General features: G+C 63.6%; 29 protein-coding genes and 1 tRNA gene. 21 read left to right on the top strand and 9 right to left on the bottom strand.

Annotation, left to right across the window (positions count from 1 at the left end; all coding sequences use genetic code 11):
• Nucleotides 1-11 precede the first annotated feature (11 nt).
• The 3 genes from E1748_RS25710 to E1748_RS25700 all read right to left on the bottom strand — a co-directional run bounded on the left by E1748_RS25710 (nucleotide 12) and on the right by E1748_RS25700 (nucleotide 3,296).
• Nucleotides 12-626, bottom strand: coding sequence for a LysE family translocator (locus E1748_RS25710; RefSeq protein WP_133650078.1), 615 nt, complete (start codon nucleotides 624-626; stop codon nucleotides 12-14).
• Nucleotides 627-659: 33 nt separating this feature from the next.
• A complete protein-coding gene (locus E1748_RS25705; protein WP_133650077.1) occupies nucleotides 660-1,226 on the bottom strand; it encodes an adenine phosphoribosyltransferase in 567 nt (188 codons plus the stop codon).
• 69 nt (nucleotides 1,227-1,295) lie between these two features.
• The gene (locus E1748_RS25700; RefSeq protein ID WP_133650076.1) at nucleotides 1,296-3,296 is read right to left on the bottom strand and encodes a monovalent cation:proton antiporter family protein; all 2,001 of its coding nucleotides are present in this window, start codon (nucleotides 3,294-3,296) and stop codon (nucleotides 1,296-1,298) included.
• Nucleotides 3,297-3,457: 161 nt separating this feature from the next.
• Between E1748_RS25700 and kdsD the strand changes: the two genes are divergently transcribed.
• From kdsD to E1748_RS25645, 11 genes are all read left to right on the top strand, one after another.
• A complete protein-coding gene (kdsD, locus tag E1748_RS25695) occupies nucleotides 3,458-4,441 on the top strand; it encodes an arabinose 5-phosphate isomerase KdsD (protein WP_133650075.1) in 984 nt (327 codons plus the stop codon).
• A complete protein-coding gene (locus tag E1748_RS25690) occupies nucleotides 4,441-4,977 on the top strand; it encodes a KdsC family phosphatase (RefSeq protein ID WP_133650074.1) in 537 nt (178 codons plus the stop codon). Before kdsD ends, E1748_RS25690 begins: the two co-directional genes overlap by 1 nt.
• A 4-nt stretch (nucleotides 4,978-4,981) precedes the next feature.
• On the top strand, nucleotides 4,982-5,590 hold the full coding sequence (gene lptC / locus E1748_RS25685; RefSeq protein WP_133650073.1) for an LPS export ABC transporter periplasmic protein LptC: 609 nt from the start codon (nucleotides 4,982-4,984) through the stop codon (nucleotides 5,588-5,590).
• Nucleotides 5,591-5,610: 20 nt separating this feature from the next.
• Nucleotides 5,611-6,294 (top strand): lipopolysaccharide transport periplasmic protein LptA, encoded by a 684-nt coding sequence (gene lptA, locus E1748_RS25680; RefSeq protein ID WP_133650072.1) that lies wholly within the window; start codon nucleotides 5,611-5,613, stop codon nucleotides 6,292-6,294.
• Complete coding sequence (gene lptB, locus E1748_RS25675) at nucleotides 6,291-7,073, top strand: LPS export ABC transporter ATP-binding protein (protein WP_133650071.1); 783 nt, start codon at nucleotides 6,291-6,293, stop codon at nucleotides 7,071-7,073. Before lptA ends, lptB begins: the two co-directional genes overlap by 4 nt.
• Before the next feature lie 198 nt (nucleotides 7,074-7,271).
• The gene (locus E1748_RS25670) at nucleotides 7,272-8,783 is read left to right on the top strand and encodes an RNA polymerase factor sigma-54 (protein ID WP_133650070.1); all 1,512 of its coding nucleotides are present in this window, start codon (nucleotides 7,272-7,274) and stop codon (nucleotides 8,781-8,783) included.
• Between the two features lie 164 nt (nucleotides 8,784-8,947).
• Complete coding sequence (gene hpf / locus E1748_RS25665) at nucleotides 8,948-9,307, top strand: ribosome hibernation-promoting factor, HPF/YfiA family (protein ID WP_133650069.1); 360 nt, start codon at nucleotides 8,948-8,950, stop codon at nucleotides 9,305-9,307.
• Nucleotides 9,308-9,628: 321 nt separating this feature from the next.
• Nucleotides 9,629-10,084 (top strand): PTS IIA-like nitrogen regulatory protein PtsN, encoded by a 456-nt coding sequence (ptsN, locus tag E1748_RS25660; RefSeq protein WP_133650068.1) that lies wholly within the window; start codon nucleotides 9,629-9,631, stop codon nucleotides 10,082-10,084.
• Nucleotides 10,085-10,188: 104 nt separating this feature from the next.
• Nucleotides 10,189-11,157, top strand: a complete 969-nt coding sequence (gene hprK / locus E1748_RS25655; protein WP_133650067.1) for an HPr(Ser) kinase/phosphatase — start codon at nucleotides 10,189-10,191, stop codon at nucleotides 11,155-11,157.
• Nucleotides 11,158-11,221: 64 nt separating this feature from the next.
• On the top strand, nucleotides 11,222-12,115 hold the full coding sequence (rapZ, locus tag E1748_RS25650) for an RNase adapter RapZ (RefSeq protein WP_133650066.1): 894 nt from the start codon (nucleotides 11,222-11,224) through the stop codon (nucleotides 12,113-12,115).
• A 73-nt stretch (nucleotides 12,116-12,188) separates the two neighbouring features.
• Nucleotides 12,189-12,821 carry an LON peptidase substrate-binding domain-containing protein gene (locus E1748_RS25645; RefSeq protein ID WP_133650065.1) on the top strand — a complete coding sequence of 211 codons (633 nt, stop codon included), beginning with the start codon at nucleotides 12,189-12,191 and terminating at the stop codon, nucleotides 12,819-12,821.
• Between the two features lie 9 nt (nucleotides 12,822-12,830).
• Here E1748_RS25645 and mutY read toward each other — a convergent pair whose 3' ends face one another.
• Both mutY and mutM read right to left on the bottom strand, forming a co-directional pair.
• Nucleotides 12,831-13,910 (bottom strand): A/G-specific adenine glycosylase, encoded by a 1,080-nt coding sequence (mutY, locus tag E1748_RS25640; protein WP_133650525.1) that lies wholly within the window; start codon nucleotides 13,908-13,910, stop codon nucleotides 12,831-12,833.
• 55 nt (nucleotides 13,911-13,965) lie between these two features.
• On the bottom strand, nucleotides 13,966-14,796 hold the full coding sequence (gene mutM, locus E1748_RS25635; protein WP_133650064.1) for a bifunctional DNA-formamidopyrimidine glycosylase/DNA-(apurinic or apyrimidinic site) lyase: 831 nt from the start codon (nucleotides 14,794-14,796) through the stop codon (nucleotides 13,966-13,968).
• Between the two features lie 87 nt (nucleotides 14,797-14,883).
• Here mutM and E1748_RS25630 point away from each other — a divergent pair, with 87 nt between their 5' ends.
• The 8 genes from E1748_RS25630 (at nucleotide 14,884) to hisC (ending at nucleotide 22,053) form a co-directional block, all read left to right on the top strand.
• Nucleotides 14,884-16,728, top strand: a complete 1,845-nt coding sequence (locus tag E1748_RS25630) for a tetratricopeptide repeat protein (RefSeq protein WP_133650063.1) — start codon at nucleotides 14,884-14,886, stop codon at nucleotides 16,726-16,728.
• The gene (gene lolB, locus E1748_RS25625) at nucleotides 16,728-17,381 is read left to right on the top strand and encodes a lipoprotein insertase outer membrane protein LolB (RefSeq protein ID WP_133650062.1); all 654 of its coding nucleotides are present in this window, start codon (nucleotides 16,728-16,730) and stop codon (nucleotides 17,379-17,381) included. The genes E1748_RS25630 and lolB overlap by 1 nt, the downstream gene beginning before the upstream one ends.
• A 22-nt stretch (nucleotides 17,382-17,403) precedes the next feature.
• Entirely contained in the window at nucleotides 17,404-18,285 is an 882-nt protein-coding gene (gene ispE / locus E1748_RS25620; RefSeq protein WP_133650061.1) for a 4-(cytidine 5'-diphospho)-2-C-methyl-D-erythritol kinase, read from the top strand.
• A gap of 49 nt (nucleotides 18,286-18,334) precedes the next feature.
• Nucleotides 18,335-18,411: transfer RNA gene (locus E1748_RS25615), tRNA-Gln, on the top strand.
• Nucleotides 18,412-18,456: 45 nt separating this feature from the next.
• The gene (locus tag E1748_RS25610) at nucleotides 18,457-19,413 is read left to right on the top strand and encodes a ribose-phosphate pyrophosphokinase (RefSeq protein ID WP_133650060.1); all 957 of its coding nucleotides are present in this window, start codon (nucleotides 18,457-18,459) and stop codon (nucleotides 19,411-19,413) included.
• Between the two features lie 152 nt (nucleotides 19,414-19,565).
• Nucleotides 19,566-20,189, top strand: coding sequence for a 50S ribosomal protein L25/general stress protein Ctc (locus E1748_RS25605; RefSeq protein ID WP_133650059.1), 624 nt, complete (start codon nucleotides 19,566-19,568; stop codon nucleotides 20,187-20,189).
• 133 nt (nucleotides 20,190-20,322) lie between these two features.
• A complete protein-coding gene (pth, locus tag E1748_RS25600) occupies nucleotides 20,323-20,925 on the top strand; it encodes an aminoacyl-tRNA hydrolase (protein WP_133650058.1) in 603 nt (200 codons plus the stop codon).
• Between the two features lie 54 nt (nucleotides 20,926-20,979).
• Nucleotides 20,980-22,053 carry a histidinol-phosphate transaminase gene (hisC, locus tag E1748_RS25595; RefSeq protein WP_133650057.1) on the top strand — a complete coding sequence of 358 codons (1,074 nt, stop codon included), beginning with the start codon at nucleotides 20,980-20,982 and terminating at the stop codon, nucleotides 22,051-22,053.
• A 29-nt stretch (nucleotides 22,054-22,082) separates the two neighbouring features.
• Here the strand turns inward: hisC and E1748_RS25590 are convergent, their stop codons facing one another.
• Nucleotides 22,083-22,340 (bottom strand): YfhL family 4Fe-4S dicluster ferredoxin, encoded by a 258-nt coding sequence (locus E1748_RS25590; RefSeq protein ID WP_133650056.1) that lies wholly within the window; start codon nucleotides 22,338-22,340, stop codon nucleotides 22,083-22,085.
• A gap of 217 nt (nucleotides 22,341-22,557) precedes the next feature.
• Between E1748_RS25590 and E1748_RS25585 the strand changes: the two genes are divergently transcribed.
• Nucleotides 22,558-23,142 (top strand): class I SAM-dependent methyltransferase, encoded by a 585-nt coding sequence (locus tag E1748_RS25585; protein ID WP_133650055.1) that lies wholly within the window; start codon nucleotides 22,558-22,560, stop codon nucleotides 23,140-23,142.
• A 59-nt stretch (nucleotides 23,143-23,201) separates the two neighbouring features.
• Here E1748_RS25585 and coaD read toward each other — a convergent pair whose 3' ends face one another.
• From coaD to E1748_RS25575, 3 genes are all read right to left on the bottom strand, one after another.
• On the bottom strand, nucleotides 23,202-23,699 hold the full coding sequence (gene coaD / locus E1748_RS25580) for a pantetheine-phosphate adenylyltransferase (RefSeq protein WP_133650054.1): 498 nt from the start codon (nucleotides 23,697-23,699) through the stop codon (nucleotides 23,202-23,204).
• A 242-nt stretch (nucleotides 23,700-23,941) separates the two neighbouring features.
• Nucleotides 23,942-24,064 carry a hypothetical protein gene (locus E1748_RS31955; protein WP_276324136.1) on the bottom strand — a complete coding sequence of 41 codons (123 nt, stop codon included), beginning with the start codon at nucleotides 24,062-24,064 and terminating at the stop codon, nucleotides 23,942-23,944.
• A 50-nt stretch (nucleotides 24,065-24,114) separates the two neighbouring features.
• Complete coding sequence (locus E1748_RS25575) at nucleotides 24,115-24,879, bottom strand: sulfite exporter TauE/SafE family protein (protein WP_133650053.1); 765 nt, start codon at nucleotides 24,877-24,879, stop codon at nucleotides 24,115-24,117.
• 81 nt (nucleotides 24,880-24,960) lie between these two features.
• On the opposite strand from E1748_RS25575, the gene E1748_RS25570 reads away from it, so the two are divergent.
• Nucleotides 24,961-25,854, top strand: coding sequence for a LysR substrate-binding domain-containing protein (locus E1748_RS25570; RefSeq protein ID WP_133650052.1), 894 nt, complete (start codon nucleotides 24,961-24,963; stop codon nucleotides 25,852-25,854).
• The last annotated feature ends 2 nt before the right edge of the window (nucleotides 25,855-25,856 follow it).

Here is a 25,856-nt window from a genome sequence, read left to right as displayed (position 1 = left end):
TCAAGCGTGCATCAATCACGCAACGCGACGCGAATGCCGATCGCGATGAACGTCGCACCGGCCAGTCGATCAAGCCACACGCCGACGCTCGGACGCCGCTTCAACCAGCCGCCGATCATTCCCGCGCACACGCCGAACACCGAGAACACGGCGACGGTCTGCAGCATGAACAGCCCGCCCAGTTCGAGCATCTGCAGCGTAACGCTCTGCACGCCATGCGGATCGACGAATTGCGGCAGGAACACGATGAAGAACAGCGTGACTTTCGGATTCAGCATGTTGCCGAACACGCTCTGGCGAAACACGGTCCACAGGGGTTGCGGCGCGCGCTCGTGCGCGGTCGCGAGGCCGCGGCTGCGCAGTGCCTTGATGCCGATCCAGACCAGGTACGCGGCACCGGCGAGCTTGATCGCCTGGAACGCGACCGGCGACGAGCGCAGCACTGCTGCCACGCCGAGCGCCGCGAGCGTCGTATGGAACGTGATGCCGGCCGCGAAACCGAGCGCCGCGACGAAGCCCGCCGCGCGTCCCTGCGAAATGCCGCGCGCGAGCACCTGCAGATTGTCAGGGCCGGGCGCGAACGTGATCGCAATCGACGTCGCGAGAAACAGCATGAAATTAGGCATGGGCGTGTCCCTCGTTGGATAAACGTTGGCGGCTCAGTGGCCGCCGAATTCAGTGACGGTGTATAGCTGCAGGCCCGCGTCGCGGAGCAGTTTCGATCCGCCGAGGTCGGGCAGATCGATGATCGCAGCGCCTTCGACCACAACGGCGCCCAACCGCTCGAGCAGTTTCTTGCCGGCCATCATCGTGCCGCCGGTCGCGATCAGGTCGTCGACGATCACGACGCGATCGCCGCGACTGCACGCGTCCTCGTGAATCTCGACGGTCGCGGAGCCATATTCCAGCGCATACGATTCGGACACCGTGTGAAACGGCAGCTTGCCGACCTTGCGGATCGGAATGAAGCCGAGATTCAGTTCGTACGCGAGAATCGGCCCGATGATGAAACCGCGCGCATCGAGACCCGCGATGTAATCGAGCTTCGCATCGATATAGCGCTGCACGAACAGATCGACCAGCACGCGCAGCGCCTTCGCGTGCTGCAGCAGCGGCGTGATGTCGCGAAACTGTACGCCGGGCTGCGGCCAGTCCGGCACCGTGCGAATCTGGCTGTTGACGAACGCAGCTGCATCGAACGGCGCGTTCGCTGGCACGTTGGACATGATCTCTCCCTGACTGATGCGGATGATGTGCGCCCGGCGGGTCGCAGCGATGCTTCGATTGTGCTGGGTCTACGCCGTGGCGCTGGCCCGGCGACGTTTTGACAGAAGTTCCTCGGCCTGCGCGAGCGCTTCCGGCAAACCGCGCAGCACGACGATGTCGCTTGCGCACAGCTTCGTCGACGGATCAGGCGCGACGCCGCGAATGCCGTGGCGGCGAATCGCCGTCACTTCGACGCCGACATCCGACAGACCCAGCTCGGCGAGCGTGCGACCGACCGCATCCGCCTTTTCGTCGACCGGCACCGATTGTAGCCGCACCTGTTCGTGGCCGTCGTCATCGTCGATGTCGTCGGCGCCGCGGAAATAGCCGCGCAACAGGCTGTAACGCTCGTCGCGCATTTCCTCGACACGCCGAACGACGCGCCGCATCGGCACACCCATCACGACGAGCGTATGCGACGCGAGCATCAGGCTGCCTTCGACGATTTCCGGAATCACTTCGGTCGCGCCGGCCGCGAGCAGCTTCTCGAGATCGGCATCGTCGACGGTACGCACGATCACCGGCAACGTCGGTTCGAGTTCGTGAATGTTGTGCAGCACGCGCAGTGCCGACGGCGTGTTCGCGTAGGTGATCGCGATCGCCGCCGCTCGGTGGATACCGGCCGCGAGCAGCGATTCGCGCCGTCCGGCATCGCCGAACACGACTGATTCGCCCGCGGCCGCCGCAGCCGACACGCGATCGGGGTCGAGATCGAGCGCGACGTACGACAGCCCTTCATGTTCGAGCATGCGCGCGAGGTTCTGCCCGGAACGGCCATAGCCGCAGATGATCACGTGACCGCTCTGCTTGAGGCTCTGCGTCGCGATGCGTGTCATCTGCAGAGACTGCTGCATCCATTCCGTCGACGACAGCCGCAGCACGATGCGGTCCGCGTTCTGGATCAGGAACGGCGCGGCGAGCATCGACAGCAGCATCGCGGCGAGAATCGCCTGCAGCAGCGTCGCGTCGACGAGGTGTTTATCGAGAATCAGGTTCAGCAGCACGAAACCGAATTCGCCGGCCTGCGCGAGGCCGATGCCAGTGCGCATCGACACGCCCGGCGTCGCGCCGAACAAGCGCGCGAGCGCGGTAATCATCACGGTCTTCAGCAGCAGCGGCCCGACGAGAAAACCGAGCACGATGAACGGATGCTCCCACACGACGCGCGGATTGAGCAGCATCCCGGTCGTCACGAAGAACAGGCCGAGCAGTACGTCGCGGAACGGCTTTATGTCCTCTTCCACCTGATGCCGGTACGGCGTCTCCGCGATCAGCATGCCGGCGATGAACGCGCCGAGTGCGAGCGACAGCCCGAACTTGTCGGTGATGAACGCGGCACCGAGCGTGACGAGCAGCAGGTTCAGGATGAACAGTTCCTGCGAGCGGCGCCGCGCGACGACGTTGAACCAGCGCGTCATGAACTTCTGTCCGACGATCAGCAGCAGCGCCAACGCGACGACGATCTTCACCGACGCTAGCCCGAGCACCGCGACGAGATCCTTCGAATCGCCGCCGAGCGCGGCGATGACGATCAGCAGCGGCACCACGGCGAGATCCTGGAACAGCAGCACGCCGAAGATGTTGCGGCCGTGCTCGGTCTCGATCTCCATCCGTTCCGCGAGCATCTTGCTGACGATCGCCGTCGACGACATCGCGAGCGCGCCGCCCAGCGCGACGCTCGCCTGCCACGTGATGTGCACCCAGCGCTCGAGCACGAAGCCGAGCGCGACCGCCACCACGATCGTGCCGAGTACCTGCATCAGCCCCATCCCGAAGACGAGCCGGCGCATCGAGCGCAGCTTCGCGAGCGAAAACTCCAGCCCGATCGAGAACATCAGGAACACGACGCCGAATTCCGCGAGATTCTGTGCGCCCGTCGAATCCGGCACGATGCCGGCCGCGTGCGGACCGACGACGATCCCGACGCTCAGATAGCCAAGCATCGGCGGCAGGTTCAGATAGCGGAACACGACGACGCCCACCACTGAAGCCAGCAGCAGGAACAGCGTCATTTCGAGCGGGGAGATCATCGGAAAAAACGCATCGGAAAAGCGTCCTCGTTCGTCAGCGGAACCGCCGCGCGGCACCCGGCTTTCTGGGTGCGCACAGCAGGATCGAGAGGCCCGTACGGGCGGCCGCCGGGCTGGTCTCGCCCGGCGCGGCGAACAAACGCCTTTGCTATACTTCGCGAATGATAGCGAAAATCAATGGCGACCGGGCACTTGCGCTCGCTCGCGAGGTGCTCGACACCGAAGCAGACGCGGTACGCGGGCTTCGAGATCAGCTCGACGGCGGCTTTGTCGAAGCGATCGATTTCATCCTCGGCTGCCGCGGACGCGTGGTCGTCTCCGGCATCGGAAAATCAGGTCACATCGCCCGCAAGCTGGCGGCCACGTTCGCCAGCACCGGCACGCCCGCGTTCTTCGTGCATCCGGCGGAAGCCAGCCACGGCGACCTCGGCATGGTCACCGCCGACGACGTGTTCGTCGCGATGTCGAACTCCGGCGAATCGGAAGAACTGGTCGCAATCCTGCCGCTGATCAAGCGGCTCGGCGCGAAGCTGATCAGTATCACCGGCCGGCCGCAGTCGAGCCTCGCGAAACTGGCCGACGTGCATCTGAACGCCGGTGTCTCCAAAGAAGCCTGCCCGATGAATCTCGCGCCCACCGCCAGCACCACCGCCGCGCTCGCGCTCGGCGATGCGCTCGCGGTTGCCGTGCTCGACGCGCGCGGTTTCGGCGCGGACGACTTCGCGCGCTCGCATCCGGGCGGCGCGCTCGGCCGGCGCCTGCTGACCTACGTGCGCGACGTAATGCGCACCGACGACCAGGTGCCGAAGGTCACCGGCAGCGCGACCGTGCGCGACGCGCTGTTCCAGCTGACCGCGAAACGGATGGGCATGACCGCGATCGTCGACGAACAGAACCGTGTCGAAGGCATTTTCACCGACGGCGACCTGCGTCGCGTGCTGGAAAAAGCCGGCGATTTCCGCGACCTGCCGATCGCTTCGGTGATGACACGCGGACCGCGTACCATCGGTCCGGACCACCTCGCCGTCGAGGCGGTGGAACTGATGGAGCGGCACCGGATCAATCAGATGCTCGTCGTCGACGATGCCGGCACGCTGATCGGTGCGCTCAACATGCATGACCTGTTTTCGAAGAAGGTGATCTGATGACTTCCCCCCTGACCGCGACCGAACGCGCGAGCCGCGTGAAGCTGATGATCTTCGACGTCGACGGCGTGCTGACCGACGGCGGCCTGCTGTTCACCGCCGAAGGCGACACGATGAAGGCGTTCAATTCGATGGACGGCCACGGCGCGAAGCTGCTGCGCGAAGGCGGCATCGACACCGCGATCATCACTGGCCGCAAGTCGGGCATCGTTGCCGTGCGTGCGCAGGAACTGCGTATCAAGCATCTGTATCAGGGCATCGAGCACAAGATGATCGCGTTTCAGCAACTGCTGGACGAGACCGGCATCGCGCCGGAAGAATGCGGCTACATGGGCGACGACTGGCCCGATCTCGCGGTGATGCTGCGGGTCGGCTTCGCGGCCGCGCCAGCCAATTCGCATCCGGAAGTGCTCGCGCGCGCCCACTGGGTCAGCCAGGCGCGCGGCGGTCACGGCGCAGTGCGCGAACTGTGCGACACGCTGCTGCGCGCGCAGCAGCGCTACGACGCACTGCTGCAGGCCGCGTGCGAAGGGTGAACGGATGAACCAGTTTCGTCTGACCTCGCTGCTGCCGCTCGTCGCGATGGCTGCGCTCGCCGGCATCACGTGGTGGCTGCTGCAGGCCACGCTGCCGCCGCCCAACGAGGGCGAAATCAAGCCGAAAACCCATACGCCGGATTATTTCGCCGACAATTTTTCGGTATCCGAACTCGACCAGTCGGGCGCGACGCAATACCGTCTGACGGCGACGCACCTGATTCACTACGAAGACGACGAGAACAGCGATCTCACGCTGCCCGCGCTCCGCGCATTCCAGCCGGGCAAGCCGATCGTCACCGCGACGGGCGATACCGGCAAGGTGAACGGCGACGTATCGATCGTCGATCTGTACGGCAACGCACAGATCCTGCGTGCACCGGGCGCCGGCGACCCGCAGATGCAGGCGAACTCCGAACATTTCCGCGTGCTCGTGAACGACGATGTGATCGAGACCGAAAAGCCGGTTAAACTTCAGCGCGGCCTGTCCGTCATGACGGCCAGCGGCATGAACTACAACAACGTCACCCGGGTCATACAGCTCTTCGGCAACGTCCGCGGCGCGATCGCCCCGTCAGATTCGTCCGGCGGCTCCCTGAAGCAACCCGGGTAATCCATTCCAGGCGTGACTGCATGAACGAATCGCTCCTCCGCTTTGATACCGGCTATCCGCGCGCGCTCGCAGCGTGCCGTGCCGCATTCGCCGCGCTGCTCGTCGCGTTGCCGCTCGCCGGCTTCGCGCCGCTCGCGCACGCCGACCGCGCCGACCGCGACAAGCCGATGAACATCGAAGCGGACAACATGACTTACGACGACCTGAAACAGGTCAACGTCTTCACCGGCCACGTTGTGGCGACCAAAGGCACGATCGTGATCAAGGCCGACCGCGTCGAGGTGCATCAGGATCCGCAGGGCTACCAGTACGCGACCGGCACGTCCACCGGCAAGGACCTCGCCTATTTCCGCCAGAAGCGCGAAGGGCTCGACGAATACATCGACGGCACCGCCGAACGGATCGACTACGACGGCAAGCAGGACCTGACCACGCTGACGACCAACGCGACGGTCCGCCGGCTGCAAGGCCTGTCGACGGTCATGGATCAGGTGCACGGCAGCGTGATCACGTACGACGGCCAGAACGACTTCTATACGGCGAAGGCCGGCAAGGACGTCGCCGGTCCGGGCAATCCGAACGGCCGCGTCCGCGCGATGCTGGCGCCGCGTAACGGCGGCCCCGCGCCGCTGAACGGCGCGTCCGCCACGCTGACGCCGGCGACGCAGTTCCCGGCGCCTGGACCTGGATCGAGCGCACCATGAGTACACCCGCCCTTCCCCATCGCAAGCCGGCGGGCACCAGCAGCTCGCTGGTCGTGCGCAGCCTGAAGAAGCGTTACGGTTCGCGGACGGTCGTCAAGGACGTATCGCTCGACGTGAAAAGCGGCGAGGTGGTCGGTCTGCTCGGCCCGAACGGTGCCGGCAAGACCACGTCGTTCTACATGATCGTCGGCCTCGTGCCGCTCGACGCCGGTGAAATTCATCTCGACGGCAAGTCGATCAGCCTGCTGCCGATCCACAAGCGCGCGTCGCTCGGCCTCTCGTATCTGCCGCAGGAAGCTTCGGTATTCCGCAAGCTGAGCGTCGAGGAAAATATTCGCGCGGTGCTCGAGCTGCAGTTGGACGAACAGGGCAAGCGCCTCACCAAGGACGCGATCGCGCAGCGCACCGAAGCACTGCTCGACGAACTGCAGATCGCGCATCTGCGCGGCAACCCGGCGCTGTCGCTGTCGGGCGGCGAACGCCGGCGCGTCGAAATCGCGCGCGCACTCGCGACGAACCCGAGCTTCATCCTGCTCGACGAGCCGTTCGCGGGCGTGGACCCGATCGCGGTGCTGGAAATCCAGAAGATCGTGAAGTTCCTGAAGCAACGCAATATCGGCGTGCTCATCACCGATCACAACGTGCGCGAGACGCTCGGCATCTGCGATCACGCGTACATCATCAGCGACGGCAGCGTGCTCGCGGCCGGCGCCCCCAGCGACATCATTGAAAACGAGAACGTGCGGCGCGTCTATCTAGGCGAGCATTTCCGCATGTAACCTCCGCATGTAACCGCTTCGCCCCACCTTCCGTCCGCGGCCGTGCGTCACACTGCCGCGGCGGCCTCCTCGCGCCTGCCGGCATTTTTGACGGATCGTACTCGGGACCGGTCGCACCGGAACCGGGCACGCGCGTTTCCGTGAATGGCTCCGGTATCGCGGTCGTGGCAAACTCTCTACAATGAATCTCACATTGCCATGAAAGCCAGCCTCCAACTTCGCCTGTCGCAGCATCTTGCGCTGACACCCCAACTGCAGCAGTCGATCCGGCTGCTGCAGCTGTCGACGCTCGAACTGCAGCAGGAAGTGGCGACGGCCATCTCGCAGAATCCGCTGCTCGAAAACGAGGACGACTGGATCGCGAGCCCGCTACGCGTCGCGTCCGACGGTTCGGTCATTGCGCAGACGCCCGGTTCGCAGCCCGTCGAATCGATGAGCAGCAATGTGTCGTCGTCGACCTCGTCGAGCGAGCGCCGCGAAGAGAGCGAGCCCCAAGGTGTCGACGAATATAACGGCCTCGGCAGCGACAGCAATTCGGATGCGAGCCAGTGGAATCTCGACGACTATGGTCGCTCGGGCAACGCATCGGACGACGACGATCTGCCGCCGCTGCAGATCCACGAATCGAGCACGTCGCTGCGCGATCACCTGATGGCGCAGTTGCGCGTGACGCAGGCCGGTCCGCGCGATCGCGCACTCGTCACGTTCCTGATCGAATCGCTCGACGACGATGGTTATCTCACCGCGACCTTCGACGAAATTCTTGCCGATCTGCCCGAAGAACTCGAAGTCGATGTCGACGAACTGAACGCAACGCTCGCGCTGCTTCACAGCTTCGATCCCGCAGGCGTCGGTGCACGCTCCGCGTCCGAGTGTTTGAGGCTGCAACTGCTGCGGCTACCTGTCACGCCCACTCGCACGCTTGCGCTCGATATCGTCGCGCATCATCTGGAACTGCTCGCCGCACGCGACTTCACGCGTCTGCGCAAACAGCTGAAGGCCAGCGACGACGAACTGCGCGATTCACACGCGTTGATCCGTTCGCTCGAACCGTTTCCGGGCGCAGCGTACGGCAAGGCCGAAGCAGACTACGTAGTGCCCGATATCATGGTGCGCAGGACAACACATGGATGGCAGGCCGAACTGAATCCGGAAGTGGTTCCGAAGCTGCGTATCAATCATCTGTATGCGAATATTCTTCGCAATAACCGTGGCGATCCGGGCAGTGGTTCGCTGCGTCAGCAACTTCAGGAAGCACGCTGGCTGATCAAGAATATCCAGCAGCGCTTCGAGACAATTCTGCGTGTTGCGCAGGCCATCGTCGAACGTCAGAAGAATTTTTTTGTGCACGGCGAAATTGCCATGCGCCCCTTGGTTTTGCGAGAAATTGCTGATACGCTGGGCCTACACGAGTCGACTGTCTCGCGTGTGACAACCGGCAAGTACATGCTGACCCCGTTTGGGACGCTTGAATTTAAGTACTTCTTTGGATCGCACGTTTCGACCGACACTGGGGGCGCGGCCTCTTCAACGGCCATTCGCGCACTCATCAAGCAACTGATAGGAGCGGAAAACCCGAAATCTCCTCTTTCAGACAGCCGCATAGCCGAACTGCTGGCAGAACAGGGTTTCGTGGTCGCACGGCGTACCGTCGCGAAATACCGCGAAGCCCTTCGAATCCCAGCAGTGAATCTGCGCAAGTCTCTGTAGCCTGCTGCGTGTTGCGGCGGGCATTTTCCGGCCGCACCGTGGTGAGCGGAGCAGGTCGGCCGATACAGCCCGCCAGCAGTCAGTCGCCGGGGACGACGCGGACGGGCCAGCAGATCGACCGGTGCTGCCTCATACGGATACGCGGCCACTCGCTTGGAGGCACTATGAATCTGAAGATCAGTGGACACCATCTCGAAGTAACACCTGCGTTGCGCGAATACGTGATCACCAAACTGGACAGGGTGCTAAGACATTTCGATCAGGTTATCGACGGCAGTGTGGTCCTCTCGGTCGACAATCATAAGGAAAAGGACAAGAGACAGAAGGTTGAAATCAACCTTCATCTGAAGGGCAAGGATATTTTTGTCGAGAGCGCGAATGGCGACCTGTACGCCGCGATCGACCTGATGATCGACAAGCTCGACCGGCAAGTGGTGCGTCACAAGGATCGCCTGCAAGGCCATCAACACGACGCGATCAAGTACCAACCGCTCGCGCCGCAGGCGGAAGTGCCGCCGCAATAGCGGTTATTAGAGGGATTCCCTCACCCGGAAAAGCCGCCCGCAAGGGCGGTTTTTTATCGTGAAGGGCGCAGCCCGGCGCGGTCACCGCAACGTCCGCACAGGCTGCACATGACGCGCCGGGAGCGATGGCGCGCCGCACCATCCGTTGCTGCGCTGTTCTATAATGGTCCGGTCACTTTCCGGTCGTATATCGGGGTCGTTCAGCCAGCGCCCAGCGCTAGACAGGCTTAACCGTACACCGCTGCGAGGCCCGATTGGCGCGATACGCGCCGCTCGAACGCCACAGCGAGGAGAATCCAGGCCACGTTTTCGCCTGCCAACATGAATCGTTTAGCCAAATTTCTTCCCCTCGAGAACGTCGTCCTCGGCCTAACCGTCACCAGCAAGAAACGCGTCTTCGAGCAAGCGGGCCTGATTTTCGAAAACCAGAACGGCATCGCCCGCAGTACGGTCACCGACAATCTGTTCGCGCGTGAACGCCTCGGGTCGACGGGGCTCGGCGAAGGTGTGGCGATTCCACACGGCCGGATCAAGGGTCTGAAGCAGCCGCTCGCCGCATTCGTGCGCCTCGCCGAACCAATCCCCTTCGAATCCCCCGACGGCCAGCCGGTCTCCCTGCTGATCTTTCTGCTGGTGCCGGAACAGGCCACCCAGCAGCACCTCGAAATCCTGTCGGAAATCGCCCAGCTGCTGTCCGATCGCGACGCCCGCGAACGCCTGCATACCGAAGAAAACCGCGAGGCATTGCACCAGTTGCTGACTCAGTGGCAACCTTGATGCATGATTGGCAGCCCGCGATCACGCGGGCCTCGCTTCCGCTGCCGCACTAGCACGCACGACAGGCACCGGGAGCAGGCAGCCCCCACTGGAGTCATGGACTCATGGACACGTCCAGCATCAACGCCCAAAGCATCTTCGACGACAACGCCGCCACGCTGAAACTCAGCTGGCTGACGGGGCATGAAGGCTGGGAACGCGGCTTCTCGACCGAAACCGTCACGACCGCGACATCGAGCGCCGACCTCGTCGGCCACTTGAACCTGATCCACCCGAACCGGATCCAGGTGCTCGGCGATGCCGAAACCAACTACTACCAGCGGCAGAGCGAAGAAGACCGTTCGCGTCACATGGCCGAACTGATCGCGCTGGAGCCGCCGTTTCTCGTCGTCGCCGGCGGTGTCGCCGCGCCGCCCGAACTGGTCCTGCGCTGTACCCGCTCGTCCACGCCGCTGTTCACCACGCCGATGTCGCCGGCGGCGGTCATCGACAGCCTGCGTCTCTATATGTCGCGCATCCTCGCGCCGCGCGCGACGCTGCACGGCGTGTTTCTCGACATCCTCGGCATGGGCGTGCTGCTCACCGGCGATTCCGGCCTCGGCAAGAGCGAACTCGGTCTCGAACTGATCAGCCGAGGCCACGGCCTCGTCGCCGACGATGCCGTCGACTTCGTGCGCCTCGGTCCGGATTTCGTCGAAGGCCGCTGCCCCCCGCTGCTGCAGAATCTGCTCGAAGTGCGCGGCCTCGGTCTGCTCGACATCAAGACGATCTTCGGTGAAACCGCCGTGCGCCGCAAAATGAAACTGAAGCTGATCGTGCAACTCGTGCGCCGTCCGGACGGCGAATTCCAGCGCCTGCCGCTCGAAAGCCAGACCGTCGACGTGCTCGGTCTGCCGATCAGCAAAGTCACGATCCAGGTGGCGGCCGGCCGCAACCTCGCGGTGCTGGTCGAGGCCGCCGTGCGCAACACGATCCTGCAACTGCGCGGCATCGATACGCTGCGCGATTTCATGGATCGGCAACGCCTCGCGATGCAGGATCCGGACAGCCAGTTTCCCGGCAAGCTGATCTGACGGGCACGCATCCACCGCTGGAAAAGCCTGGTGCTATGATGAACCGAACGGATTTCGAGGCTCCATGCGCATCATCCTGATCACCGGCATTTCCGGCTCCGGCAAATCGGTCGCGTTGAACGCGCTCGAAGACGCGGGCTACTACTGCGTCGACAATCTGCCGCCGAGATTTCTGCCGGAACTTGCCACCTATCTCGTCAGCGACGGACAGGACAAGCTTGCCGTCGCGATCGACGCGCGCTCGAGCGCCTCGCTCGACGAGATGCCCGCGATGATCCGCGACCTCGCGCGCGAACACGACGTCCGCGTGCTGTTCCTCAACGCGAGCACGCAGTCGCTGATTCAACGCTTTTCCGAAACGCGCCGCCGGCATCCACTATCCGGTTCGACCGCGCACGATGCGGACGTCGGCCTGCTGACGTCACTCGAAGAAGCGATCGATCGCGAGCGCGAACTCGTCGCGGGCCTCGCGGAGTTCGGTCATCAGATCGACACCAGCAATCTGCGCGCGAACGCATTGCGCGCGTGGGTCAAGCGCTTCGTCGAACAGGAACGCACCGGGCTCGCGCTGACGTTCGAGTCGTTCGGCTTCAAACGAGGTGTGCCGCTCGACGCGGATTTCGTATTCGACGTTCGCACACTGCCGAATCCGTACTACGACAGCCAGTTGCGTCCGCTCACCGGGCTCGACAAACCGGTGATCGATTTTCTCGATGCGCTGCCAGTCGTCCATCAGATGATTGGCGACATCGAAGCATTTCTCGTGAAGTGGTTGCCGCACTTCCGCGACGACAATCGTAGCTATCTCACGGTCGCCATCGGCTGCACCGGTGGACAGCATCGTTCGGTATTCATCGCGCAGACGCTCGCCGCGCGTCTCGCGAGCGCGGCAAACGTGATCGTGCGGCACCGGGACGCGCCGATCGACGTCGGCGAATCGTCGAAGCTGGTCGCCTAGCCGGCCGCGCCTGATCTGATCAGCCGTGCCTGATGGGCCGTGCCTCGCGCGGCCCTTAACCGAGCGTTGCGTCATGCCTACTTCTGCCGTACTCGCCGATCTGCCGCTGTTCCCGCTGCATACGGTGCTATTCCCCGACGGGCTGCTGCCCCTCAAGATCTTCGAAGCGCGTTATCTGGACATGGTGCGCGACTGTCTGCGCGCGAAGACGCCATTCGGCGTGTGTCTGCTGAAAAGCGGCGGCGAAGTGGCGAAGCCCGATGAACCGGCTGTGCCCGAAACGATCGGCTGTCTTGCGGAAATTTCCGACTGCGACGTCGAGACGTTCGGCATGCTGTTGATCCGTGCGCGCGGTACGCGGCGCTTTCGTCTGCTGTCGCATCGCGTCGCGGCCGCGGGTCTGCTCGTCGGGATGGCGGAGCCGATCGGCGACGATCAACCGCTCGAAAGCAATGAGCATCTTGCGAAGTTCGGCGCGTGCGCGGAAGTGCTCGAGCGGATCATCGAAGCGATCCGCGAGAAAGATCCGAGCAATCTGCCGTTCGTGGAGCCGTTCAGGTTCGACGATCCATCGTGGGTGTCGAACCGGCTCGCCGAAATTTTGCCGATCGCGTTACGCGCACGACAGAAGCTGATGGAACTGGAAGATGCCGGCGCGCGCATCGACGTCGTTCATCACTACATGCAGCAGCATCAACTGCTCTAGACACCGCCGTTAGAGCAACGATCCCTGCAGTCCATCCAGAAGCTTGCGCACCGGCGCGGGAACGCCGTACGCGTCGATATCGCGCATCGCGACCCATGCGGTCTCCGCGTCGCCAAGCGCACCGATGCTCACGCCACGCGACAGTTCGGCGATGCGCGGTTCGATATCGAGCTTGAAGTGCGTGAACGTGTGCGTCATCGGCGCAAGCGGCGACACCACACCGTCCGCGCCGAATGCATGCGCGCGTTCGGCAAGCGCATCTTCGTCGGCGGCTTCCGGCAGACTCCACAGACCACCCCAGATACCCGACGGCGGCCGCTTCTCGAGCATCACCGCATCGCCGTCGCGCAGCACGAGCATCCACGTGCGACGCGTCGGCACGGCTTTCTTCGGACGCGCAGCCGGCAGTTCGCGCTGACGCCCGGTCGCGTTCGCGACGCAATCGTCGGCGAACGGACAGCGCGCGCAATCGGGCTTGCCGCGCACGCAGAGCGTCGCGCCGAGATCCATCAATCCCTGCGTGTACGCGCTCACGTCTTCGGCATTCGCGGCAGGCGGCAGCAGCGATTCGGCCAGCACCCACATCGCGTTTTCGACCCGCTTCTCGCCGGGAAAACCTTCGACGCCGAACACGCGCGCGAGCACGCGCTTCACGTTGCCGTCGAGGATCGTCGCGCGTGCGCCGAACGCAAACGACGCAATCGCCGCCGCCGTCGAGCGGCCGATACCCGGCAGATCGGCGAGTGCATCGACCGATGCGGGGAACGCGCCATCGTGCCGCTCGACCACCGCCTGCGCGCAGCGATGCAGGTTGCGCGCGCGCGAGTAGTAGCCGAGGCCGGCCCATAGCGCCATCACATCGTCGAGCGGTGCAGCGGCCAGCGCCGCGACATCGGGACAGCGCGCGAGAAACCGCGCGTAATACGGAATCACCGTCGACACTTGCGTCTGCTGCAGCATGATCTCCGACAGCCAGATGCGGTACGCGTCACGCGTGTTTTGCCACGGCAGGTCGTGACGACCGTGCTGCCGCTGCCACGCGACGAGGCGCGCGGCGAAATCCGGACAGCTGTCGGAGTTCACCGACATAGCGGCGGCGGAAGACGAACGCAAGGAAGAAGCCGAAACGTACATGGAGACTCGATTAGCGCTGGCAGGTCGGGCAGTAGTAAGTGGAACGCTGCCCCTGAACGATCTGTCGGATCGGCGTGCCGCACACGCGGCATGGCTGGCCCGCGCGATCATAGACGAAATAGTCGAGCTGGAAATAGCCGCTCTCGCCGTCGCTGCCGACGAAATCGCGCAGCGTGCTGCCGCCCTTCTCGATTGCAGCGGCGAGCGTCACCCGGACCGCATCCGCCAGCAAACCGTAACGGACCAACGAGATTCTGCCCGCCGGGGTTGTCGGCCGGATGCCCGCGCGAAACAGGCTTTCGGAAGCGTAAATGTTGCCCACCCCGACCACGACCTCGCCCGCCAGCAGCACCTGCTTGACGGATACCTTGCGACCGCGCGTCAGTCGATGCATCAGCGCGCCGCTGAATGCAGGCGCGAACGGTTCGATGCCGAGCCCCGCGAGCAGCGGATGTTCGAGCACATCGCCGTCGGCGCGCGCATGCCACAGTACGGCTCCGAAGCGCCGCGGATCGCGATAGCGCAGAATGAACTCGTCGAAGATCCAGTCGACGTGGTCGTGTTTCGCCGCCGCAGGCGGATGCGGCATGTTGCGCAGGACGCGCAGCGTGCCGGTCATCCCCAGATGCACGATGAACCAGCCCTCGTCGACTTCGAACAGCAGGTACTTGCCGCGTCGCTCGACCTTATGGACCAACCGGCCGCGCAGCATCGCGGCGAGACCGTCCGGAATCGGCCAGCGCAGTGCGGGCGTGCGTACGTCGACGCGCTCCACGCGGCGCCCGGCAACGTAAGGTTCGATTCCTCGACGGGTAACCTCAACTTCTGGCAACTCTGGCATGTCTAACTGGTCTGCAACTTGCGTGAGTGGTTGTGCGCGTATTGTAGCGAGCGCGTTACAATCGTCCGAAACATTGAACGGATTTCCATGAACCTGTCCTTCGTGAAGCAGCTTTTGATGAAGCGCCCCGCTCGCGCGTCGCGCGTACCGACAGCCGTATCCCCGCGCCGGCTTCTCGGCGTCGCCGTGCTCGCCGCGTGGACGTTCGTCGCGATGCCCGCGCATGCCCAGGACCCGTCGTCCGATTCGGATGACACCTCGGTGACATTGCCGGACGCACTCGGCCCGCAAAGCGCCGACGAAGCGAAGGATCTGCCGGACGTTCAGCTCTCCAGCCAGATCGTGTTCCAGGTACTCGCAGCCGAAGTCGCGCTGCAAAGAGGCCAGGCGGCACCCGCTTACCAGACCTATCTCGCACTCGCGCGCGACACGCACGATCCGCGGATGGCGCAGCGCGCGACCGAAATCGCGCTGGCCGCGCAAAGTCCGTCGGATGCGCTCGCCGCCGTGCAACTGTGGCAGCAGTATGCGCCCAGCTCGGAACGTGCTGCGCAGCTCGACGCGTCGCTGCTCGTGTTGTCCGGCAAACCGGATGACGCGTCGCCGCTGCTCGCGCGCGAACTCGCGCGAATCCCGGCGGACAATCGCGGCAACGGCATCCTCGCGCTGCAGTTGCTGCTGTCGCGCGGACCGAATCGTGTCGGCGGCCTGCATGTGCTGCAGGATCTGTTGAAGAACGACATGAACCGGCCCGAGGCGCAAATGGCGCTCGCCCGTCAGCAGATTCTCGCCGACGATGCGCCGGGCGCGCGCAAGTCGCTCGAACAGGCGCTCACGCTGAAGCCCGACTATCTGCCCGCCGCGCTGGCGCTCACGCAGATGGGTCCGGACGAGCGCAAGGAAGGCACCGCCGCGATCGAGAAGTACGTTCAGCAGAATCCGAAGTCGCACGACGCGCGGCTCGCGCTCGCACAGGTCTACCTGGCCAGCGACCGTCTCGACGATGCGCAGAAGCAGTTCGAGGTGATGCACAAGGACAACCCGAACGACCTCACGCCGTTGATGGCGCTCGGGCTGATCAAGATCCAGCAGAAAAAGCCGGCCGAAGCGCAGACGTGGCTCACGCAATACGCGCAGAAAGCAGAGGCAACGCCGGGCGCCGATGCGGGTCAGGCGTACATCTATCTCGCGCAATTGTCGCTCGAGCAAAAGGACGAAGCAGGCGCCGCCAACTGGCTCGACAAGATCACGCCCGCGAGCCAGCAGTACGTCCCGGCGCAGATCACGCGTGCGCAGTTGCTCGAAAAGCAGGGCAAGCCCGATGACGCGCGCAAACTGCTCGCGAACATCAAGGCCCCGGATCCGCGCGACCAGGCGCTGATCGCGCGCACGGATGCAGCGGTGCTGTTCGACACGAAGCACTATCCGGAAGCGGAGGCACGGCTCGCGCAGGCCACCGCCGATTACCCAGACGACCCCGATCTGACCTACGACTACGCGATGGCCGCCGAAAAGAACGGCCATTACGAAATCATGGAAGGCCAGTTGCGCAAGCTGATCCGCTCGCAGCCGGACAATCCGCAGGCGTACAACGCACTCGGCTATTCGCTCGCTGATCGCAACCAGCGTCTGCAGGAAGCGGACAGACTGGTCGAGAAAGCATCGGCGCTCGCACCGAACGACGCGTTCATCATGGACAGCGTCGGCTGGGTGAAGTACCGGCTCGGCAATACGGCGGATGCGGTCAAACTGCTGCGCAAAGCCTACGAGCTTCAACCGAACGCCGAAATCGGCGCGCACCTCGGCGAGGTGCTGTGGAAGAGCGGTGACCAGGATCAGGCGCGCGCCGCGTGGCGCGAAGCGCGCAAGCTGGAGCCGGATAACGACACGCTCGTCAATACGCTCAAACGCTTTCAGGTGAACGATCTCTGATGCTGGTTTCCCGTCTCGTCCGTTTCGTTCCCTCTGCTGCGCCGCGCATATCCCGACGCGCGTCGTTCGGTGTCGCGCTGTGCGCGGCGGCGCTCGTCGCGCTGTCGGGTTGCGCGTCGGTGAAGCCGCAGGGGCCATCTACGTCGAATGCCGCGACGTCTCTGTCGACACAGACCAGCCGCGCGTACCACGGCCGCTTCGCGGTTCAGTACAACGACCAGAACGGCCAGCAGCGCAACGCGTACGGCAACTTCGACTGGCAGGAAACCGGCGACACGGTCACCGTGCAGTTGCGTAATCCGTTCGGGCAGACGCTCGCGATCATCACATCGTCGCCGGCTTCGGCGTCGCTCGAATTGCCGAACCGCCAGCCGCTCACCGCCGACAACGTGTCGACGCTGATGCAGAATGCGATCGGCTTCGCGCTGCCCGTCGAAGGCTTGAGGTACTGGCTGCAACCGTCGGCCGCGCCGACCTCGCATGCGAAGACTATCGAAGATCCGCAGCAGCCGGGCCGTCTGAAGGAAATCGAACAGGACGGCTGGACCATCGACTACCTGGCCTACGCCGACGCTCCCGCCACCGGCGTCAAGCGCGTCGACCTGAACCGCCAGCAACCACCGCTCGACATCAAGCTCGTGCTGGATCAATAACGGCACGCGTCGTTTTCCGCTCATGATCGAAACAACCGATTCGCTGCGCGACTGTCTCGCACCGGCGAAACTGAACCTCTTCCTGCATATCACCGGACGTCGCCCGGACGGCTATCACGCGTTGCAGACCGCGTTCCAGTTGCTCGACTGGGGCGACACGCTGCATTTCACGCGCCGCACCGACGGTCAGGTGATCCGCCGCACCGAAGTCGCCGGTGTCCCGCCCGAACACGACCTGACGGTGCGCGCAGCGATGCTGCTGAAGACCCACACCGGTACGGCCGAAGGGGTCGACATCGAGATCGACAAGCGCCTGCCGATGGGTGCCGGGCTCGGCGGCGGCAGCTCCGACGCCGCGACGACGCTGCTTGCGCTGAATCGTCTGTGGAAGCTGAATCTGCCGCGCGCCGAATTGCAGACGCTGGCGCTCAAGCTCGGCGCGGATGTGCCGTTCTTCGTCTTCGGCAAGAACGCGTTCGCGGAGGGTGTCGGCGAGGCACTGCAGGCGGTGCCGTTACCGGCGCGCCACTTCCTCGTCGTCACCCCGAAAGTACACGTCCCGACTGCGGTGATTTTCTCCGAGAAAGCGTTGACAAGGGACTCAAAGCCCCTCACAATCACGGTCTTTCTTGCACAACAAAGCTGCAATACGGGCTGGCCAGACAGTTTCGGCCGAAATGACATGCAGCCGGTTGTCGTGGGAAAATACGCGGAAGTCGCGCAGGTGCTCGAGTGGTTTGATAACATCGCACCCGCGCGGATGACCGGATCGGGCGCCAGTGTTTTTGCAGCGTTCCAGAGTCTCGGCGAAGCGCAGATGGCACAAGCCAGACTGCCAGTCGGCTGGAACAGCGCAGTCACCTCAAGCCTGGATTCGCATCCACTCTACGGCTTCGCGTCATAAGTTTTGCATCGTCGGATGGTCTGCATCCGGCGAAGCTCAAAGTTAGTGTAGGGGAGTCGCCAAGTTGGTTAAGGCACCGGATTTTGATTCCGGCATTCGAAGGTTCGACTCCTTCCTCCCCTGCCAAAAATTCTCGCATTTCCCTCGCCCCCAGCCTGAAGCAGGTGCACGATGAGCAGCCATGACGGCCTGATGGTTTTTACTGGCAACGCAAATCCCGCGCTTGCACAGGAAGTCGTCAACATCCTCGGTATTCCACTCGGCAAGGCGATGGTCAGCCGGTTCTCGGATGGCGAGATCCAGGTCGAGATCCAGGAAAACGTCCGCGGCAAAGATGTCTTCGTTCTGCAGTCCACCTGCGCACCGGCGAACGACAACCTGATGGAATTGATGATCATGGTCGATGCGCTGAAGCGCGCATCCGCAGGCCGGATCACCGCCGCCATCCCCTACTTCGGCTATGCCCGCCAGGACCGCCGGCCGCGTTCGGCCCGTGTGGCGATCTCGGCGAAAGTCGTCGCGAACATGCTGGAAATCGCGGGCGTCGAGCGGATCATCACGATGGATCTGCACGCTGACCAGATTCAGGGTTTCTTCGACATCCCGGTCGACAACATCTACGCGACGCCCGTGCTGCTCGGCGATCTGCGCAAGCAGAACTACGAAGATCTGCTGGTCGTATCGCCGGACGTCGGCGGCGTGGTGCGTGCCCGGGCACTGGCGAAGCAGTTGAACTGCGATCTCGCGATCATCGACAAGCGTCGTCCGAAAGCGAACATCGCCGAAGTGATGAACATCATCGGTGAAGTGGAAGGCCGGACCTGCGTGATCATGGACGACATGGTCGACACCGCCGGCACGCTGTGCAAAGCAGCCCAGGTACTGAAGGAACGCGGCGCGAAGCAGGTATTTGCCTACGCGACGCACCCGGTACTGTCGGGCGGCGCGGGCGAGCGCATTGCGGCATCGGCGCTCGACGAACTGGTCATCATGGATACGATCCCGCTCGGCGAAGAAGCGCGTTCGTGCGCGAAGATCCGCTCGCTGACGAGTGCCGGTCTGCTGGCCGAAACGTTCTCACGTATCCGTCGCGGCGATTCAGTGATGTCGCTGTTCGCAGAGAGTTAAAGCATTTGCGGGTGTGCAGCAGGTTTTTGCTGCATGTCTGCACAATCGGTACGGACAGACGAAAGTTCGTACCGCTGAGTCTGGGGCCTCCAGCCGCAAGGCGAGCGGCCCCGTTTTACTGCCTGGTCGCGGGCAGCTAATGGAGAATCAAGATGAAAGTAGTCGCTTTCGAGCGCAATCTGCAAGGTACGGGTGCGAGCCGCCGCCTGCGTATCACGGGCAAGACCCCGGGTATCGTTTATGGCGCTGGTGCTGAACCGCAACTGATCGAGATCGATCACAACGCGTTGTGGCACGCCCTGAAGAAGGAAGTTTTCCACTCGTCGATCCTCGACCTGGAAGTCGCCGGCAAGGCACAACAGGTTCTGCTGCGCGACGTGCAATACCATCCGTTCCGCCAGCTCGTGCTGCACGTTGACTTCCAGCGCGTCGACGCGAAGAAGAAGCTGCACACGCGCGTTCCGCTGCACTTCATGAACCAGGAAAGCAACCCGGCCGTGAAGCAGTCGAGCGCAGTTATCTCGCACGTGCTGAACGAAATCGAAGTCGAGTGCCTGCCGGCCGATCTGCCGGAATTCCTCGAAGTCGATCTCGCGAAGATCGAAGCCGGTCAAACGATGCACGCGAAGGACATCACGCTGCCGAAGGGTGTCGCGCTGGTCGCGCACGTCGACGCAGAAAACCCGGTCATCGCTTCGGCGACGATTCCGGCTGGTGCCGTCGCGGATGATGCTGCTGCCGAAGGCGAAGGTAAGGGCGAAACGCCCGCCGCCTGATCGTTCAAGCGACGCTATCCTCTCGATCCGTTTCAATGAAACGGTCGACGTGACCCGCCGAGGTTCGCCCCGGCGGGTTTTTTTTCGACTTTTTTCCGGCGTTGCGGCTTCTTGCCGTGCACCGTTCTCCATCATGATCAAGCTGATCGTCGGGCTCGGCAATCCGGGCGCCGAATACACCGCGACGCGCCACAACGCCGGCTTCTGGCTGGTCGATCAACTCGCGCGCGAGGCCGGTACCACGCTGCGCGACGAACGACGCTTCCACGGCTTTTACGCGAAGGCGCGGCTGCATGGCGAGGAAGTGCATCTGCTCGAGCCGCAGACCTATATGAACCGCTCGGGGCAATCGGTCGTCGCCGTCGCGCATTTCTTCAAGGTCTTGCCCGACCAGATTCTCGTTGCGCACGACGAACTCGATCTGCCGCCCGGCACCGTGAAGCTGAAACTCGGTGGCGGCAGCGGCGGCCACAACGGCCTGAAAGACATCTCCGCGCATCTGTCGACGCAGCAGTACTGGCGTCTGCGGATCGGTATCGGCCATCCGCGTGACCTGATCCCCGAAAACGCGCGCGCCGGCGCGAAACCGGACGTCGCGAACTTCGTGCTGAAACCGCCGCGCCGGGAAGAACAGGATGTCATCGATGCGTCGATCGAGCGCTCGCTCGCGGTGATGCCGCAGATCGTGAAGGGCGAACTCGAACGCGCGATGATGCAGTTGCATCGCGCGTCGTAATACGCGCCCTCTTCGTCTTCGTATCGCGTAGTCAGCCATTCGCAGGAGGCACGCTTGAGCCGTTACTGGAGTGACATCGTCGGCCGTCTCACGCCGTATACGCCGGGCGAGCAACCTGCGCTCTCGCATCCGGTCAAGCTGAACACCAACGAGAACCCGTACCCGCCGTCGCCGCGCGTCGTCGACGCGATCCGCGACGAACTCGGCGCGACCGGCGATACGCTGCGGCGCTATCCCGACCCGACCGCCCGCGCGTTGCGCGAGACGGTTGCCGCGCATCACGGCATCCTGGCCGAACAGGTATTCGCCGGCAACGGCTCCGACGAAGTGCTCGCGGTCGTCTTCCAGGCGCTGCTGAAGCACGACCATCCGATCCTGTTTCCCGACATCACGTACAGCTTCTATCCGGCCTACGCGCGTCTCTACGACGTCGCATACCGGACCGTCGCGCTCGACGACACTTTCGCTCTGCATCTCGACGACTACGCGTCGCCGAACGGCGGCGTGCTGTTCCCGAATCCGAATGCGCCCACCGGCCAGCCGCTGCCGCTCGCGACAATCGAACGTTTCGTCGCGGCGAATACCGGATCTGTCGTCGTGATCGACGAGGCGTATGTCGATTTCGGCGCGGAGTCTGCGATCAAACTGATCGACCGCTATCCGCATCTGCTCGTCGTGCAGACCGCATCGAAGGCGCGTTCACTCGCGGGCATGCGTATCGGCTTCGCGTTCGGCGATCCGACCTTGATCGACGCGCTGAACCGCGTGAAGGACAGCTTCAACTCCTATCCGCTCGATCGTCTCGCGCAAGTCGCCGCGCGCGCCGCCTACGAAGATGACGCGTGGTTCCGCGACAGCTGCGCAAAAGTAATCGCCGCGCGCACGCGGCTCACCGCGGAACTGACCGCGCTCGGCTTCGACGTCGTGCCGTCGGCGGCGAACTTCGTGTTCGCGCGGCATCGAACGCACGACGCCGCAACGCTCATGACGAAGCTCAAGGAACGGGAGATTTTCGTGCGGCACTTCAACGCGCCGCGTATCGACCAGCATCTGCGCATTTCGATCGGCACCGATGCCGAATGCGATGCGCTGCTCGGCGCGTTGCGCGGGATGATCGACGGAAAGTGAGGAACACGCGCCCGCGCAAGATGCGGGCGCTACTGGCTCTTCGCAGCCTGCAGCGCGTGATACTTCGCCATCAGGCCGTCAGGCGTTTCGACGTGCTGCGGATCGCGCGGAATACATTCGACCGGGCACACCTGCTGACATTGCGGCTCATCGAAATGGCCGACGCATTCGGTGCACTTGCCCGGGTCGATCACATAGATTTCCGCGCCCATCGAAATTGCGTCGTTCGGGCACTCGGGCTCGCACACGTCGCAGTTGATGCACTCGTCGGTAATCATCAGGGCCATGCTGCTTCCAGGACATCGAGAAAAATGGGACGGCTCGTCCGGTTCATTCGCGGGACCATACATGCAGGCCCCGTGAAGTCGCGACCCGATGCGCGCCAAAGCGCTATTTTACGCCTCGCGCACAATCGGCGCGTCCGCTGAAACCACCGCGCCACGAGAACCCGCTCAGGTAGACTCGGAAACCGCCACCAAACCGAATCAAACGGAAACCACAGTCGTGAACGTACCGGACTCACCGCATATGGACGAAGGCGGCCTCGCCGCCTTCACTGAACACATCGCAGGCATCGACACGTATCTCGAATACGGATGCGGCGGCAGCACCGTATTCGCGGCGAGATCGGGTGTAAAGAATCTGATTGCGGTCGATACATCGAGCGTGTGGATCGATGCCGTCCGCGAAGGAACGAAGCAGTACGGCACGCAGGTCCATCTCGTTCACTGCGATCTCGGCGAAGTGGGCGCATGGGGACGCCCGGTCGACGATGCACGCATCGCCGACTATCACCGATACGCTGCAATGCCGTGGGAAGCTGCAAACGCAGCGGGCCTGGTTCCGCAGCTCGTGCTCGTCGACGGACGGTTTCGTGTCGCGTCGTTTCTATACACGCTGATCTGCGCGCGCGAGGGGACGACGATCCTGTTCGACGATTATCTCGATCGACCGGAGTATCACGTCGTCGAGCGTTTCTGCGGCTTGAAGGAAGCGCGCGGGCGCATGGGTGTGTTTATCGCGAACCGGCAGTTCGCGTTCGCCGATCTGGCGCAGACGTTCGCGAGGTATTCGATCGTCGTCGATTGATTCGACCGATCGCAGCAGTGCATGCGAGGGGCGGAGATCCGAGCCCCCGCCGCATTCGCTCAGCCGTTATCCTGCCCCAGCGCGGCCACTTTCTCGTGCAGCCATTTTTCGACGGACGGGAACACGAACTTGCTGACGTCGCCGCCCAGCTGGGCGATTTCGCGCACGATGGTTCCAGAGATGAACTGGTACTGATCGGACGGCGTCATGAACATCGTCTCGACGTCCGGCAGCAGATAGCGATTCATCCCCGCCATCTGAAACTCGTATTCGAAGTCGGACACGGCTCGCAGGCCACGCACGATCACACGCGCGTTGTTGCTGCGGACGAAGTCTTTTAGCAGCCCCTTGAAGCTCATCACCTGCACGTTCGGATAATGGCCGAGCACTTCGTGTGCGATGTCGAGACGTTCGTCGAGCGTGAAGAAAGGCTTCTTGTTGCGGCTGTCCGCGACGCCCACTACCAGCGTGTCGAAAATGCTCGATGCACGCCGAACGAGGTCTTCGTGACCGCGCGTCAGCGGGTCGAAGGTACCTGGGTACACGGCGACTACCATGCGACTTCTCCTCTCTTCAGACAAATGGGCATATCAATGCGCATCGTCGGGACACACTTGCCGCCTGTGACCGCTCGCCATAGGGGCTAGCCGTCACGGCGCCTGTTTTCGAACGCGCATTATTCCTCATTTTCACGCGAGTGGAAAAACTATCGGGCAATCCCTGACCCGACAGCCGCATCCCCGTGCACGGCACCCAGCCGACCCCGATCGACAGATCATACGTGAACGCCCCGCCGCAATCAGCGACGCGGGATTCCGGCTTTACTCCTGCCGCCACGCCCCCAGCCGAAGAGCGAGAACTTCGCCGCGATGCTCGCCAGCACGCCCAGTGCGCCGATCGTTTCAAGAAGGGCCGTCATCATGTCCGCCTCCCGTTGTTGCATCGGTTCAACCGCTCCGAAGCCAGGCACCGTCATCCCGCCAGCTTCGGGAAATACGCCCGCACGAAGAACGCCACGGTGATGCACGCCGTGACCACTAAAGTCCCCACACGAATCAGTTTCGCGGGCGTCCGTCGGCCGATCTGCGCGCCGCCATACCCGCCGACGATCGCCGCGACCAGCATCACCGCCGTCTCGCGCCAGTGCACGACGCGGGCCGCGATGAACGTAAGCACCGCCATCGTGTTCGCCGCGCTGACCAGCAGCGTCCGCGGCGCGCTCAGGCGCTTCACGTCGCTACTGTCGAGCAAACCCCACACGGCGATCATCATGATGCCGACCGCGCCGCCGAAGTAGCCGCCGTAGATCCCTAACGCGAACTGGACGATCAGCACGGCCCACGGCCGGATGCGCCAGCGTTGCCGCAACCGCTCGCCGAGCGCGCGTCCGAACGCGAGCGCGAGGCTCGCAAGCAGCAGCAGCCACGGCAGCACGAAATTGAATGCCGCCGACGACGTCACGAGCAGCAACACAGCGCCAAGCATCCCGCCAACGAGCGTCGACAGCAGCAGCGGGCGCAACCCGACGGCGCCGACCGGACCGAGCCCGTCGCGATACGCCCACGCGCTCGCGAGGCCGCCCGGATACAGCGCCACCGTGCTCGATGCATTCGCCTGAACCGATGGCACACCGGCGAGGATCAGCGCCGGCAGGCTGACGAACGAGCCGCCGCCCGCCAGCGCATTCATTGCACCGGCGACGAGACCCGCAGCAGAGAGGAATAGAAGGTGGTTCATGGACGCATCGTAAGAACAAAATCCGTGTTCCACAATCTGCCATTTCCAATGCTAGACTTCGCCAAAACCGAAGGGACGACAATGCGGTTCGACCTGACCGACATGCGGTTATTCCTGACCGTCGTGGAGCATGGCAGCCTCACGAAGGGCGCACAGATGACCAATCTCGCGCTCGCATCGGTGAGCGCGCGCATCTCGGGGATGGAGGCCGCGCTCGGTACGCCATTGCTCGACCGCACTCGTCGCGGCGTCACACCGACCGCAGCGGGCAAGGCATTGATGCGCCACGCACGGCAGATTCTCGGTCAGGTGGAACAGATGCGCGGCGAACTGCGCGCGTATGGAACGGGGCTCAAGGGGCGCATTGCGCTGCTGTCGAATACCGCCGCGCTCGCCGTGTTCGTCCCGCAGAAACTCTGCCGGTTTCTCGCCGCGTATCCGGATCTATCGGTCGATATCGATGAGCGTCCGAGCCGCGAGATCGTCCTCGCAGTCGCCGAGGGGCGCGCGGAAGTCGGCCTCGTCGCGGACATCACCGATATCGGCACACTGCAAACCCGCTGCGTCGCCGACGATCAGCTCGTCGTCGTCGCGAGCCGCACGCATCGCATCGCGGACAGGCAGCACGTGCTGTTCGCCGATATCGTCGACGATGCGTTCGTCGGCCACAAGGATGCCGCGCTGGAGATTCATCTCGGCGATCGCGCCGCCCGTCTCGGACACAAGATCAACTATCGCGTGCAGCTGAAAAGCGTCGAGGACGTCGGCATGCTGGTCGAAGCCGGCGTCGGCATCGCGGTGTTGTCACGCGCATCGGTGACGAGCCTGTATCGTCCAGGCCTCGTGGTTCTGCCGATCGTCGACACGTGGGCGTCGCGGCGTCTTCATCTGTGCGTTCGCGATTTCAACGCGCTCACGCCGCTCGGGGATCTGCTCGTTCGATATCTGATCGACACCGACGCATCGTCGGACTAGAC

Source organism: Paraburkholderia flava, from assembly GCF_004359985.1.
GTDB classification, from domain to species: domain Bacteria; phylum Pseudomonadota; class Gammaproteobacteria; order Burkholderiales; family Burkholderiaceae; genus Paraburkholderia; species Paraburkholderia flava.
This window is presented reverse-complemented; position numbering and strand designations above follow the sequence as displayed.

What these genes read in the sequence shown, in the direction of transcription:
- E1748_RS25710 (WP_133650078.1), bottom strand. Translation starts at nt 626, where the DNA reads ATGCCTAATTTCATGCTGTTTCTCGCGACGTCGATTGCGATCACGTTC.
- E1748_RS25705 (WP_133650077.1), bottom strand. Translation starts at nt 1,226, where the DNA reads ATGTCCAACGTGCCAGCGAACGCGCCGTTCGATGCAGCTGCGTTCGTC.
- E1748_RS25700 (WP_133650076.1), bottom strand. Translation starts at nt 3,296, where the DNA reads ATGATCTCCCCGCTCGAAATGACGCTGTTCCTGCTGCTGGCTTCAGTG.
- kdsD (WP_133650075.1), top strand. Translation starts at nt 3,458, where the DNA reads ATGATAGCGAAAATCAATGGCGACCGGGCACTTGCGCTCGCTCGCGAG.
- E1748_RS25690 (WP_133650074.1), top strand. Translation starts at nt 4,441, where the DNA reads ATGACTTCCCCCCTGACCGCGACCGAACGCGCGAGCCGCGTGAAGCTG.
- lptC (WP_133650073.1), top strand. Translation starts at nt 4,982, where the DNA reads ATGAACCAGTTTCGTCTGACCTCGCTGCTGCCGCTCGTCGCGATGGCT.
- lptA (WP_133650072.1), top strand. Translation starts at nt 5,611, where the DNA reads ATGAACGAATCGCTCCTCCGCTTTGATACCGGCTATCCGCGCGCGCTC.
- lptB (WP_133650071.1), top strand. Translation starts at nt 6,291, where the DNA reads ATGAGTACACCCGCCCTTCCCCATCGCAAGCCGGCGGGCACCAGCAGC.
- E1748_RS25670 (WP_133650070.1), top strand. Translation starts at nt 7,272, where the DNA reads ATGAAAGCCAGCCTCCAACTTCGCCTGTCGCAGCATCTTGCGCTGACA.
- hpf (WP_133650069.1), top strand. Translation starts at nt 8,948, where the DNA reads ATGAATCTGAAGATCAGTGGACACCATCTCGAAGTAACACCTGCGTTG.
- ptsN (WP_133650068.1), top strand. Translation starts at nt 9,629, where the DNA reads ATGAATCGTTTAGCCAAATTTCTTCCCCTCGAGAACGTCGTCCTCGGC.
- hprK (WP_133650067.1), top strand. Translation starts at nt 10,189, where the DNA reads ATGGACACGTCCAGCATCAACGCCCAAAGCATCTTCGACGACAACGCC.
- rapZ (WP_133650066.1), top strand. Translation starts at nt 11,222, where the DNA reads ATGCGCATCATCCTGATCACCGGCATTTCCGGCTCCGGCAAATCGGTC.
- E1748_RS25645 (WP_133650065.1), top strand. Translation starts at nt 12,189, where the DNA reads ATGCCTACTTCTGCCGTACTCGCCGATCTGCCGCTGTTCCCGCTGCAT.
- mutY (WP_133650525.1), bottom strand. Translation starts at nt 13,910, where the DNA reads ATGTCGGTGAACTCCGACAGCTGTCCGGATTTCGCCGCGCGCCTCGTC.
- mutM (WP_133650064.1), bottom strand. Translation starts at nt 14,796, where the DNA reads ATGCCAGAGTTGCCAGAAGTTGAGGTTACCCGTCGAGGAATCGAACCT.
- E1748_RS25630 (WP_133650063.1), top strand. Translation starts at nt 14,884, where the DNA reads ATGAACCTGTCCTTCGTGAAGCAGCTTTTGATGAAGCGCCCCGCTCGC.
- lolB (WP_133650062.1), top strand. Translation starts at nt 16,728, where the DNA reads ATGCTGGTTTCCCGTCTCGTCCGTTTCGTTCCCTCTGCTGCGCCGCGC.
- ispE (WP_133650061.1), top strand. Translation starts at nt 17,404, where the DNA reads ATGATCGAAACAACCGATTCGCTGCGCGACTGTCTCGCACCGGCGAAA.
- E1748_RS25610 (WP_133650060.1), top strand. Translation starts at nt 18,457, where the DNA reads ATGAGCAGCCATGACGGCCTGATGGTTTTTACTGGCAACGCAAATCCC.
- E1748_RS25605 (WP_133650059.1), top strand. Translation starts at nt 19,566, where the DNA reads ATGAAAGTAGTCGCTTTCGAGCGCAATCTGCAAGGTACGGGTGCGAGC.
- pth (WP_133650058.1), top strand. Translation starts at nt 20,323, where the DNA reads ATGATCAAGCTGATCGTCGGGCTCGGCAATCCGGGCGCCGAATACACC.
- E1748_RS25590 (WP_133650056.1), bottom strand. Translation starts at nt 22,340, where the DNA reads ATGGCCCTGATGATTACCGACGAGTGCATCAACTGCGACGTGTGCGAG.
- coaD (WP_133650054.1), bottom strand. Translation starts at nt 23,699, where the DNA reads ATGGTAGTCGCCGTGTACCCAGGTACCTTCGACCCGCTGACGCGCGGT.
- E1748_RS31955 (WP_276324136.1), bottom strand. Translation starts at nt 24,064, where the DNA reads ATGATGACGGCCCTTCTTGAAACGATCGGCGCACTGGGCGTGCTGGCG.
- E1748_RS25575 (WP_133650053.1), bottom strand. Translation starts at nt 24,879, where the DNA reads ATGAACCACCTTCTATTCCTCTCTGCTGCGGGTCTCGTCGCCGGTGCA.
- E1748_RS25570 (WP_133650052.1), top strand. Translation starts at nt 24,961, where the DNA reads ATGCGGTTCGACCTGACCGACATGCGGTTATTCCTGACCGTCGTGGAG.